Genomic DNA, 12,383 nt, shown 5'->3' on the forward strand with positions numbered 1-12,383 from the left:
CCGCGACGCACAAAAGGGGAAAAGACATGAAAAGAATCGCATTTCTCAAGACATCCGCTGCGATTGCGGCACTATCGGTCGCAGCTCAATCAGGAGTTGTATCCGCACAAACTGCTGAGGGCACCGATGACAATTCGGCAAGCGCACAGGAAGGCTCCGGACAAGGCAATACAATCGTTGTCACGGCGCAGCGGCGTGAACAGGCGCTTCAGGATGTGCCACTTGCCATTACCGCAATTAGCGGAGAGGCGCTGGAGGAACGGGGAATCTCGGAAGTGGGTGAGATTGCGCGCTTCACCCCTGGTTTCTCGGCCTCTCGGTTCAGCGAAGCCGAGCCAATCTTTGCTATTCGGGGTGCCAACAACACGTTCTCTCAGGCTGGTGTGAGCAAGCCCGTTGGTGTCTTCCTCGATGATGTCTTTATCTCGAGAAACTCTGGTGCTGCATTCGAATTGTTCGACATCGAACAAGTTTCGATTTTGCGTGGCCCGCAGGGCACTCTCTTTGGTCGAAATGTGACTGGCGGCGCGGTAGTCATCCAGACCTCACGACCATCGCTTGATCGCGTCGATGCAAAAGCCGAGTTTGGCTATGGAAACTTCGATGCTATCGATCTGCGCGGTCTGGTCAGCGCGCCGGTCGCTGATAGTGCGGCTGTCAAGTTATCTGCGTCGTACCGGACACGTGATGGGTTTGGTGAGGATCGCCTTGCCGGAACCGAGCAAAGCGACCTGAACACCTTCAACATTCGCGGCCAGATCCTTGTCGAGCCTACGCCGACCCTGTCCGTTCTTCTAACAGCTGATTATTCTTCCGACCAAAACGGCGGGAGGACGCTTTCGGCTATTTCGCCCGCCGGTGCAGATGATGGTAATATCCGCACATCCGAGCATGGTATTGATCAGGATTTCGACCGGGACATCTTTGGCTTGTCAGCTCATGTCGATCTAGATGTTGGCGTTGGAGAGGTTTCGTCGATCACTGCTTATCGTGAGACGGACAGTTTCGAGGACTTCGCGTTCAGTGCTGTAGCGTTTAACTTCCTGCCATCCTTCAACCCTTTCTTCCCGTTCCAGCAGACCGCAACCAACGCTGAGAATCCCCAAACGTTCTCGCAGGAATTGCGCTTCACAAGTGATTTTGGTGGGCCAGTTGAGGTCGTTGGCGGGCTCTACTACTTCCAAGAGGATATCACTCGATCGGCAGCATCTCAGCGGTTTGCTGGCGTCACGGGCAATGTGATCCGAAACCAGACCTTCGACCAAGATGTGCAAACTGACAGTTTTGCAATCTATGGTGATATCCAGTGGGAAATTCTTCCTACGCTGACGCTCAACGCGAGTGGCCGGTACACCTGGGAGGGGCGCGACGCTCAACTCGACTTTGTCAATGCGCTCAATCCTGGCTCCAATTTCAGCTCTCCAGAGCTTTCGGCCAATTTCGAGAAGTTTACCCCGAGGATTGCACTGACATGGAGGCCGAGCGAGCAAGTCACCGTGTATGGCAGCTACAGCGAGGGTTTCACCTCTGGCGGGTTTAACACTGAAGACGATAATCTGGCTACGATATCTATCCCGTTCCAGCCTGAAACGGTTGAAGCCTTTGAGGCGGGTATCAAAACTTCGTTCCTTGATGGTCGCATAAACTTCAACATTGCGGGCTTCATCCAAGACTTTCAGGACAAGCAAGAAGGCTTTCTCGACAACTCATTCAACTTTGTCATCGTCAATGCCGCTGAAGCCAGCATCCAAGGCTTCGAACTGGAGCTCAATGCGCAAATCATTGATGAGCTTACCATATTCGGCAGCTATTCTTATCTTGACGCGACATATGATGAGTTCTTGCTGCCGAATGGTAATGACTTCAGCGGAAACTTCCTGCCGACGTCACCAGAAAACAGCTTTTCGATTGGCGCTGATTTGCGCTTGCCGATCGGCGACTTCGGTGAGTTATTCGCTAATGCCAGCTACACTTGGCAGGACGACTACTTCACCGGTGCGGAGAACCGTGCCACCTTCCTGATCGACTCATTTGACCTCGCTGATGCATCGATTGGAATTGATAGCGACGCTGGGTGGCGCGTAACACTTTGGGCGAAAAACTTGTTTGATGAAGAATTTGTCTTCATCCGCTCCGATTTTGGCGCTGCTGGGCTCGGAGAGGTTTTTGGACCTCCACGCACATACGGAATCCGTGTTTCTTGGGAATTGGACTGAATATCTTGAGCCACCGGGTTGTTGGCCAATCGAGTTGAAAGGAAGCTAGGGTTGGTCGATACATCTCTCTCCAGGCGGCGGTTTCTCGGTGTTACCGCCGCCATTCCCGGGTTAGCCGCATGGAACTGGTCGCTTGCTGCAAATGCATGCGACGTTTCGGAATTGCCGCGTTGGCGTCCGGGCGATCTGGACATCCATCACATCAACACAGGACGTGGAAGCGCCAGTTTTCTTGTGATGCCGGATGGCACCACTGCAGTTGTCGATTGCGGTGCTTCAAACACGAGGCTTGAAACAAGCTCGCCTCCTCGTCCCGATGGTTCAAGGACCCCAGCGGGCTGGGTCGCCGATTACATCCTGCGCTATGGACCAAGGGCAGATCTGGACACCTTAGATTATCTGGTCGGAACGCACGTTCATCCCGATCACATCGGCGATGTGCCTGCCGGAGAGGAAGCGGGCCCGCTTGGCTTTGTTCCAACAGGTTTGAGCGAACTTGATGTTCTCTTGCCAGCGAAGACTGTAATCGATCGGTCTTTCCCCGACTTCGCTACTATAGTTCCCCCGAATGCACCGTTCACCCACAACTACATTGCATGGTTGCGCCATCGGCTGGCGCAACAACAACGTGTAGAAGCGGCTACGGTCGGGTCAGTTGGCCAGATTTCGATGCAACGACCGACCGCACACGACTTTCCTGACTTCGAAGTCCGGGTGCTGGCCTCAAGCGGAAGAGTTTGGACTGGCGAGGGCGAGCGCTCTGCAAGCGTGCTCGAGGCCTATCCTGATCGTCCTGTCGGAAGCGTTCTTGATGAGAACAACGCTTCGATAGCGCTCCGCATCAGATATGGCTCATTCAGTTACTTCGCTGGTGCAGACATTCACTCAGACACTAGCGATGGGAGAACCCCTTGGACCGATGTGGAAACGCCAACTGCTCGGGTGTGTGGTGAGGTTGATGTGGCTCTCGCAAACCACCATGGCTACTTTGACGCCGTCGGTGCCGCATCGGACAGGTATCTGAACCCACAGGCCTATATCATACCGAACTGGCACATCAGTCACCCTGGGCAGGAACAACTGCAAAGAATGCTCCGCAAATGGCCGTGGCGAGAAGATGGAGAGACACTTAGAGATGTCTATTCCCTTGAACTACTTCCGCACAACGCTTTGCTGAATGAACGCTTCGCCAATGACCTTCAAAGTCAGCAAGGTCATGTTGTAGTGCGCGTTGCGCGCGGTGGGGCATCCTTCGATATCTTTGTTTTGGACAGCAACGATCACGCATCACCGGTAGTCAGGCGCGTTGGCCCTTACACGTCTCGAATTTAACACAGCTCAAATTTTGACTTGAGCGAGGTGCTGAACCTCCTGCTCGGGAAGCACCTGGGAGGGAGCCTTGGAAAAGTATCTGTTTGGCATTGCCGGAATTCTAACGATCTTATTCGTCGCGTTTCTCGCGTCATGTGATCGCCGTTCGATCAGGCTGAGAGTCGTGTTGGCGGCCTTCGCCCTCCAAGCCACGATCGGGTTTCTGGTGCTCCGTACCGAGCTAGGAAAAAACGTGGTGCTTGCGATGGCAAACGCCGTTGCTGCTCTTCTTGGTCATGCGCAAGCCGGCGTGGATTTCGTGTTCGGCAACCTCGCGAGTGCAGATCAGGGAGGACTGAGCTTCGCTATTGCTGCCCTCCCAGCCATTGTCTTTTTCTCAACTCTGATATCAATCCTCTATTACCTCAAGGTGATGGGTTTTATCGTCAAATGGGTGGGCGGGGCACTGCAGGCTATTACCGGTATTTCACGAGTGGAGTCGCTTGCTGCTGCCTCCAACATCTTTGTGGGGCAGAGCGAGTCTCCGCTCGTGGTTCGACCGTACATATCCAACATGACCCGGTCACAGCTTTTCGTGATGATGTCGGTCGGCATGGCAGGCGTGGCGGGGACGATACTCGCTGCCTATGCCGCTGTGCTCGGTACGGACATTCTCCCATATCTGCTGTCAGCTAGCTTCATGTCTGCGCCTTAGTGGTATCATGATGGCAAAGATCATTGTCCCAGATGAACCCGATGCACTGGGTAAAGACCCAGAAGTTGACCTCGTTGGAGTGGACGACGAGGACAAGCCTGCAAACATCATCATGGCTGCCGCCGAAGGAGCGCAAACGGGTCTCAAGATAGCGGCAGCTGTAGGGGCGCTTGTCTTGGCATTCGTTGCTTTGGTCTCTCTCGCCAATGGGCTTCTGGGAGGTATCGGCGGATGGTTTGGTTATCCAGATCTCAGCTTTCAGCAGATAATCGGTACCTTGTTCGCTCCTGTTATGTACTTGCTCAACGTGCCTTGGGATGAGGCAACGACGGTTGGCGGACTTTTCGGGACCAAGGTTGTATTGAACGAGTTCGTTGCATTCGCCGATCTGGCCCAAATTCGTGAAACCCTCTCGCCAGAATCAGTCATAGTCGCAACCTTTGCTCTGTGCGGATTTGCAAACTTTGGTTCCATTGCAATCCAGCTTGCGGTGCTCGGCGGACTCGCACCTAGTCAGCGAGCCAACGTCGCGTCACTCGGCTTGCGTGCACTGCTAGCGGGAAGTCTGGCGAATCTCATGAGCGCCGCTCTCGCTGGACTTATGTTCTTGGTGTAGCGTCTCTCTCACCGAGTTTCGTCCCGCGGGGTTCCCGAATCTAAACTCGGCGACTAGAGTGATTCGACAAAAGACTTGGACGTAGGGAGAAGCAGAGAGTGCCGGACAATAAGGTGAAGACTGGCACCAAGCCACCCTCAATCAAGGATGTTGCGCGTGAGGCTGATGTTTCGATTGCCGCTGCTTCCTATGCTCTCAACGGTCGGGAAGGTGTCGGACGCGCCACCAGAGAGCGAATACTGGCGGTAGCCGAAAATCTGCAATACCGCCCAAGCAAGTCCGCCCAAACTATGCGAACGGGAAAGACGGACACAGTCGGACTGGTCTTGCCGGACCTGAGCAACCCGTTCTTTCCGCAATTTGCAAAGGCAGTCCAGCAGGCGGCGAGCGGCGAAGGTCTGAGCGTTCTTTTGTTTGACTCAGATGGGGATGGCCAGCGAGAACTCGAAGGGGTCAATCGTCTTGGGAAACAAGGGGTCGACGGAATTATTTGGTGGCCCTCACACGCAGGAAATTGTGAAAAGATTGCCGACATCACAGTTCCCGCCGTGTTGGTCGACACCAAAATCGACGGATTCGATATGGTCACCTCCGACCACTGGGTAGGAGGAAAAATGCTGGCGAGCTTGGTCAATCAGTCTGAGAGGACGAAAGTCGGGCTCGTTCGTGGACCGGAAAACTTCAGGTCAGCGTCGCTTCGGCGAGATGGATTTGTCGAGAATCTTGGGCCGCAAGCTGAGGTTGTTTGGGAAGAGGTAAACAGTTTCTCGCCACCTCTAGCTGATAACGTTCTAGCCAGGCTGGCAAGATCTGAGGCTGAGGTGTTGGTATGCCCAAACGATTTGATCGCGATTGAGGCGATCCGTTATCTTGCATCCCTCGGGCTGAAAGTGCCCGACGATATCGCCGTAACCGGTTTCGGCGATATTCAGTTTGCTGACATCGTATCCCCACCTTTGACGACAATCTCGCAGCCTCTCAGCGACCTTGGAAGAGAAGCCTTTGGGCTTCTCAATCGACGGATGGAAAATCCCGAAGCAAAGATCGACGACGTCGTCTTGCCGGTAAAGCTTGCTGTACGCAGATCGTTTCCTGGACGTGTGTCTGGAGTTCAGGCAGCCTGATCTAGATTGATCGCTGTGGCTGTGCCGATACCACCAGCGCCGTTCCAACAAGGACTAGTGCTAGGCCGATCAAACGATTGAGTTCGATTGGTTTTGTAGCCACGCCGAGCCAGCCATTGTGGTCGATAACAACTGCTAGGATTAGCTGTCCAACTACAGTTGCGACTAAGAACTGAGCGGCACCAATCTTAGGCAGCAGGTAAATCCCAGAAATTACGAACGCTGCTCCAGATAGTCCCCCAAGCCAACACCAAGCTGGAACCTGAAACGCTGCGTCGAGGGGAGGGCGTGGCGAGCGGGTGATCGCAATCGTGCAAAAGGCCACGAGTGCGCTGATAGACAGGGCAATGGCAGCAGACCAGAGAGGCTGGCTAAGAGATTGGCCCAACTTCGCATTGGCCGCTGCCTGCAGCGGGATGCTTGCGCCTACGAGAATGCCCAACAGAATGAGGATGACGGAGTGATGCAATTGTTGTCTGCCCTTAGTCTTCGTGGGCCGCCTCTAGCGTGCTTTTTGGATAAGTTAAACGTTTAAGTTTGTGCCCCTAGCTTTCTGTTGTCTTCGGCCTTTGTCCCATCGCTTCGGCAAGTATGTCACCTACGCGATCAGCTGCTTCTTTCATGGGATCGTAGTCGATGTGAGCATAGATCATCGTGGATCGCATGTTGGCGTGCCCTAAGATCGCACCGGTCATTGCGAGGGCTTCACCGCTTGAGGTCGCGATAGCACCTAGGGTGTGGCGAAGCGTATGAGGCGTAACGCCAATAAGGTCTGCCTTAGCAACAATCTTTGGCCAGAGCTTTTTCGTACCTTGAAAATAGCCCTCACCAGCGTCTGCGGGGAATACATATTCGCTGTTCTCTTTTGCGACACTGCGAAGGAGACCAATCGCGGCGCCTGAGAGCGACTCGAACAGAAAGCCCGGTTTTGGAATCCTGCAAACGCAATAGTCCCCGTTCCAAATCAACTTCATCCCATTTGAGCTCGACGATTTCCTGACGTCGACAACCAGTCAGAATCCACATCCGAGTGATGTTCAGCGCCTTGGGATTGAAACCATTCGCTTCGAGCGCATCGCACGCTTCTCCGAGCCGTCGGACTTCTGCTAAGGATAAAAAACGTGTTCTGCGTCCATCGGTCTTTCGGACTACGGCTTTTTCGCATGGATTGGTATCGACCAACCCGCGCCGCACTGCGAAACTGTACATCGCTGACAAGTCACGGAACACTTTTCTCGCGGCACCAGGGCCGCCACGCACCACTATTCGTTTACGATGACCGACCTTCTCATCCTTACGAGACTTGCCCTGCTCGACGTCGCGGAAAAAGCGCTCGACATCTCCCGGGGTCAACTCCGAAATGCGCTTATGGCCGAGCAGGCGGACTACGTGATGACGCAACCGGCTGATCGTGTATTTCTTGGTTAGCGGCTTCATCGGCTCACCCTGCCGAACGCCACGCTGGATATAGCAACCCTCTTCTTCATAAAGATCGACCAGCGCGGCGATTTTGAGTTCCAGACGTTTGGCATTTCGATCAGATGCGGGATCTTCTCCCAAAGCAGCTGCTGCGAGAATTTCCTTCGCCCCTTTTCGTGCCTGCTCGACTGTCAACGCGCCAAACCGACCGATCGAAACAAAGCGCTTTGGAGCCGAGCGGCCGCCACCTTCCGCTCGATAGCGAACAATGAATGTCTTGATGCCGCTCGGCCCTACGCGCACGCCGAAACCTGGTACCAGGCTATCCCAGATTTCGCAGCGCCTTGCTCGGGGTTCCGTCGCCTCAAGCTGGCGTTTCGTGATGAGGACTGACCGGGGACTCGCCATTTCTCGCTCCTGTGAGGGACCACAACCTTCGGTTCGGGGTGACCACTGGGTGACCACGCGAACGGAAACCGGCGGTCACTCATGGAAAAGTCTAGCGTAGATGAATTCAAAAAACAGTCAATAAATCAACCATTTTGGTGGGTTCTGGCGTAGGATCGAAAAGCACAGAAAAGACCGTCTGCAAGATTGCCAAGGTTGGGGTCGGGCGTTCGAATCGCCTCGCCCGCTCCATTTTCTTTTATTCAATCGTTGTTTAGCTGCGAGTGGTCGAGCGGCAACTGTCGCGTTTTGGCGACACATTTGTGGTTTACCCGCTCAACTCGCCTTTTCGTCGAATTATCTGTTGCAAACGGCTCGCCGGCGCGTCAATGGAAGGATATGTTGTATCATTCAAAATCATTCGCACGTGCTGGCGCATCGCTCGCTGCCCTTTCATTCGCTTTGGGAAGTCAGACGGCCCTTGCGCAAGAACAAGACGCTCAGGATACCGCCGCCGCGGAGCAGCGGGTTGAGGATGACCTGCATTCGCGACAGGTCGATATGAAAGGCGATATTATCGTCAGTGCGCAGGGTTTGCGCCAATTCGACCTGCTGGCGGGCACATCGGTTTTTGAGATCGCCGACATCCAACGCAATCTTGACGGACAAATCGGCGAGGTTCTGGCCAAGTTGCCGGGGGTATCCGCAACGAGCTTCTCACCCGGTGCATCGCGCCCGGTTTTGCGTGGCTTTCAAGGTGAACGCGTTCGGGTGCTGATCGACGGGCTTGGCACCGCTGACGTATCCAATACATCGGTGGACCATGCGACGACGATTGACCCTCTGACCGCCGAACGTATTGAGGTGCTGCGCGGCCCTGCCGTTCTCCTTTATGGTAGCCAGGCGATTGGCGGTGCAGTGAACGTGATCGATAAACGCATTCCGCGCCGTGTCCCTGACAAGCCTGTCCATCTTGATGCCTTGGCGGCATACAACACGGCCTATGATCTCCGCCAGGCCGGTGCGTCGATAGACATCGCGGCTTCTGAGAATTTCGTGATCCACCTCGATGGCTCATTCCGCGAAACAGACGATGTGGAGATTGGCGGCTTTCAGGTGAGCCCCGCCTTGCGACAGGCCTTGTTTGACGAGGCGAATGAAGAAGAGGCTGAGGGCGAGCTGGAGGAGGCAGACGAGCTTCGCGAGGCTGCCGAACAGCGCGGTTTTGTACCCAACAGCGCGACTGAAACCTGGACCGTGAATGGCGGCTTTGGTGTCTTTGTTGGCGAGAGTGTCTTCGGCGCTTCCATAGGATATTACGACACTAATTACGGCGTGCCCGGTCGCCCCGGCGCAGGCGAGCACCACGGCGAAGAGGGTGAGGAAGGCGAAGAAGGGGGCGAAGAGGAAGAAGGCGAAGAAATCGTTTCCATCGACCTTGAGCAAGTCCGTGCTGACTTCCTTGGCGATATCGTGCTCGGCACAGGCTTCTTCTCCGATCTGAAGCTGCGTTTCGGCTATTCCGACTACACCCACACCGAATTTGAAGGTGACGAGGTCGGGACGGTGTTCGACAGCGAGTCCATAGAGGCACGGCTGGAGCTGGTTCAGAAAGATACCGAGAGCTGGCGCGGGTCTATCGGCGCGCAGTACACCCATCGAGATTTCTTCGCAGAGGGGGCGGAGGCCTATGTTCCGCCAAACATAACCGATCAATTCGCGCTGTTCGCGCTACAGGAATTTGGCAATGGCCCGTTTCAGGTTGAGGCGATCGGACGGATCGAGCTGACCGATGTGGAGAGCCAGCCTATTGCCACTGAGCGCGATTTCGAGACGTTTTCTGGCGCGCTTGGTTTCATCTATGAAGGTGATGAGGCGTTTCGCGCTGGCATCAATCTGTCGCGGGTTGAACGTGCGCCGAGCGCGGAAGAGCTGTTCTCTGACGGCCCCCACATTGCGACACAGGCGTTTGAGATCGGTGATCCAAACCTGAGCACAGAGAGTGCATGGGGCGTTGAAGGGTTCGCGCGCGGACGTTTAGGCCGTGCGGAGTTTAGCGTCGCCGTCTTTCAGCAATGGTTTGACGATTATATCTATCTGATCGACACGGGCGATGAGGAGGATGGCCTGCCCGTCTTCCAGTATCTCCAGCAGGATGCAGATTACTTCGGCGTCGAGGGCGAGGTAACCTATCCGTTTTTCGACAATGGCGCATTCACACTGATGACCGATGTGCGCGCATCCTATGTGCGGGCAGAGCTGGATGATGGCTCTAGCCGTGCCACGGATCCCGCCATTGTCGCTGCTTGGGGCGCTGGAGGCGCAGACGCTACCGCTTTCGACATCCGCGGCGAGGTGCAATGGTTTGCGGAGCAAGACCGGGTCGCGCGTTTTGAAACCGAGACGAGCGACTTTGCGTTGGTCAATTTCTCGGTTGCATGGCGTCCGCTACCAAGTCGCGAGAACGTAACTGTGTTGGTCGGTGTAGACAATATTTTCGACGTGACGGGCCGTCGCCACGCGAGCTTCACGAAAGACTTCGTGCCGCTGGCTGGTCGCAATGGAAAGGCAAGCGTGCGTTTGAGCTTTTGATTGAGAGGGGGTCCCGGCATGCACCGGGGCCACCCTTCCCAATTGGTCTATTTACTTCTCAACTGCGAAGCTGATTTCGGCATGCTCTTGCAGTCGGTCGACCAGATCTTCGCCCAGGAAAGAGCCCGGTGTTCCGATGCCGCCAGGCCCGTCGCTGTTCGCCAGCGCGATGCCGGTTTCGGCGATCATGCGGCTGGTTGAGCCATAACCCGGATCATACTTGCCTTTGACACCATAATGCAGCGTTTCGCCATCCGGCATGTCGGCAACAAACAGCACATCGTAAAAGCCGTTTTCGCGCTCTTCCTTGCTTGGCCCTTCACCGGGCTTGGGCGGTTTTGCGCCGAACGGGTTCTTCATCATCTCAACCGCCGCATTGGCCATTTTCTTGCCTGCTTCGCCGGGGCTGGTCAGCATCATCTCATCATACTGAAAATCTTCGCCATAAGGGTGACCCAACAGGAAGTTGGTGCGGTGGACATTCTTTGTGTTGATCGGTGCCATCACAAACGGCGCCGCCCATTTGTCGAGATCCTGCTCGAGCTGCGGGACCATGCCGGTCGGTTGGCTCGGCCCGTCAAAGCCCGGCGTCAGCGCAAAGGGATCGCGCAACACATTGATCAGCGAGGGGTTCTTCGCCGCCGCCTTCATGGTTGCACCCAGGCTGGCAGCGGTCCCGCCTGAGAATGTGCCCGCCATCGCGAGTACCCGTCCGCGAATTTTGGGGGCAGGCTTACCAAACCGTTCCTGCGCGGCCTTTTGTGTCATCAGCACCCCAAGATCGAAGGGGATGGAGTCAAATCCACTGGAAAAGCAGATGCGCGCTCCGCTTGTTTTGGCATCTGCCTCATGCGCGGCAATCTTCTCAGCCATCCACCCCGGCTCACCGCAAAGATCCGTATAATGGGTGCCGGTTTTCACGCATGCCTCGAGCAGTTTGTCACCATAAAGCTGATAGGGGCCAACTGTCGTCACGATCACTTTGGCGCGGTTGCACATCGCCTCAAGGCTCGCAGGATCATCGGCGTCAGCAACGACCAGCGGTGTATCGGTTGGTGCGCCGATTTCATCGCGCACAGCCTCCAACTTTTCCTGACTGCGGCCAGCCATCGCCCAGCTGGGGCCATCGTCGCGGCTTCCATAGTGGTTGGACAGATACTCCGCGACCAGACGCCCGGTATAGCCAGTTGCGCCGTAAACGATCAGATCAAATTCGGGGGTTGCCATATATACTCTCCTTCGCCGCTGAAACTTGTGTTCACTTGGGGGCAGCAGGCGATAGAGTCAAAGCCGTTACGGTTTAGGTATTCTCGATTGATATCGAACGCCACCGGCACCCTCTATCCTTCGACCTCAATGGTGTCCCGGTCGACTCCGGATGGAAGGGTGTAGGGCGCGGGTGGTTCGGCGCGCTAATTCTATAGCTTGGGCAATGTCACACCGCGCTGGCCCATATATTTGCCCGCGCGGTCGGCATAGGTAACCTCGGGGCGTTCGTTCCCTTGCAGGAATAGAAACTGGCATGCGCCTTCGTTGGCGTAAATCTTCGCTGGCAACGGTGTGGTGTTCGAAAACTCCAGCGTTACGTGTCCTTCCCAGCCTGGCTCAAGCGGAGTGACGTTCACAATTATGCCGCAACGGGCATAGGTGCTCTTGCCCAGACAGATAACGAGCACATCGTCGGGAATGCGAAAATATTCGACGGTGCGTGCGAGGGCAAAGGAGTTGGGCGGGATGATGCACACATCGGTTTCGCGGTCGACCAGGCTTTCAGAATCGAAGCTCTTGGGATCGACCGTTGCTGAATTCACATTGGTGAAGATCTTGAATTCAGGTGCGACACGCGCGTCATATCCGAAGGATGACACACCGTAGGAGATTACCCCTTCGCGGCGCTGAGCCTCCACAAATGGCTCTATCATGCCGTGTGTCTGCGCCTGTTCCCGAATCCATTTGTCTGAAAGAATCGCCATGTGAGATTGATTCCCGAAGGTGAGTGGCGG

General features: G+C 55.4%; 8 protein-coding genes and 2 pseudogenes. 5 read left to right on the forward strand and 5 right to left on the reverse strand.

Annotated elements, in window-relative coordinates; genetic code table 11:
- Positions 1–26: 26 nt before the first annotated feature.
- From ACZ1GM_RS02800 to ACZ1GM_RS02815, 4 genes and pseudogenes are all read left to right on the forward strand, one after another.
- Positions 27–2,216 carry a TonB-dependent receptor gene (locus ACZ1GM_RS02800; protein ID WP_472677667.1) on the forward strand — a complete coding sequence of 730 codons (2,190 nt, stop codon included), beginning with the start codon at positions 27–29 and terminating at the stop codon, positions 2,214–2,216.
- Between the two features lie 51 nt (positions 2,217–2,267).
- On the forward strand, positions 2,268–3,548 hold the full coding sequence (locus ACZ1GM_RS02805) for a ComEC/Rec2 family competence protein (RefSeq protein ID WP_472677668.1): 1,281 nt from the start codon (positions 2,268–2,270) through the stop codon (positions 3,546–3,548).
- Between the two features lie 67 nt (positions 3,549–3,615).
- Positions 3,616–4,858, forward strand: a pseudogene (locus tag ACZ1GM_RS02810) (NupC/NupG family nucleoside CNT transporter).
- Positions 4,859–4,956: 98 nt separating this feature from the next.
- Complete coding sequence (locus ACZ1GM_RS02815; RefSeq protein WP_472677669.1) at positions 4,957–5,982, forward strand: LacI family DNA-binding transcriptional regulator; 1,026 nt, start codon at positions 4,957–4,959, stop codon at positions 5,980–5,982.
- 1 nt (position 5,983) lies between these two features.
- On the opposite strand, the gene ACZ1GM_RS02820 is transcribed toward ACZ1GM_RS02815, so the two are convergent.
- The 3 genes and pseudogenes from ACZ1GM_RS02820 to ACZ1GM_RS02830 all read right to left on the reverse strand — a co-directional run bounded on the left by ACZ1GM_RS02820 (position 5,984) and on the right by ACZ1GM_RS02830 (position 7,809).
- Positions 5,984–6,451, reverse strand: coding sequence for a DMT family transporter (locus tag ACZ1GM_RS02820; RefSeq protein ID WP_472677670.1), 468 nt, complete (start codon positions 6,449–6,451; stop codon positions 5,984–5,986).
- A 220-nt stretch (positions 6,452–6,671) separates the two neighbouring features.
- Positions 6,672–6,917 (reverse strand): annotated as a pseudogene (locus ACZ1GM_RS02825) (integrase); the annotation flags it as partial.
- Complete coding sequence (locus ACZ1GM_RS02830; protein ID WP_472677671.1) at positions 6,808–7,809, reverse strand: tyrosine-type recombinase/integrase; 1,002 nt, start codon at positions 7,807–7,809, stop codon at positions 6,808–6,810. The pseudogene ACZ1GM_RS02825 and the gene ACZ1GM_RS02830, both read right to left, overlap by 110 nt.
- Positions 7,810–8,187: 378 nt before the next feature.
- Between ACZ1GM_RS02830 and ACZ1GM_RS02835 the strand changes: the two genes are divergently transcribed.
- Positions 8,188–10,380 (forward strand): TonB-dependent receptor, encoded by a 2,193-nt coding sequence (locus tag ACZ1GM_RS02835; RefSeq protein ID WP_472677672.1) that lies wholly within the window; start codon positions 8,188–8,190, stop codon positions 10,378–10,380.
- A gap of 51 nt (positions 10,381–10,431) precedes the next feature.
- On the opposite strand, the gene ACZ1GM_RS02840 is transcribed toward ACZ1GM_RS02835, so the two are convergent.
- Together ACZ1GM_RS02840 and dcd are read right to left on the reverse strand one after the other, a co-directional pair.
- On the reverse strand, positions 10,432–11,607 hold the full coding sequence (locus ACZ1GM_RS02840) for a saccharopine dehydrogenase family protein (protein WP_472677673.1): 1,176 nt from the start codon (positions 11,605–11,607) through the stop codon (positions 10,432–10,434).
- A gap of 191 nt (positions 11,608–11,798) precedes the next feature.
- Positions 11,799–12,353, reverse strand: a complete 555-nt coding sequence (gene dcd, locus ACZ1GM_RS02845; protein WP_472677674.1) for a dCTP deaminase — start codon at positions 12,351–12,353, stop codon at positions 11,799–11,801.
- Between the last annotated feature and the right edge of the window lie 30 nt (positions 12,354–12,383).

The organism is Qipengyuania sp. JB2-7 (assembly GCF_055693485.1).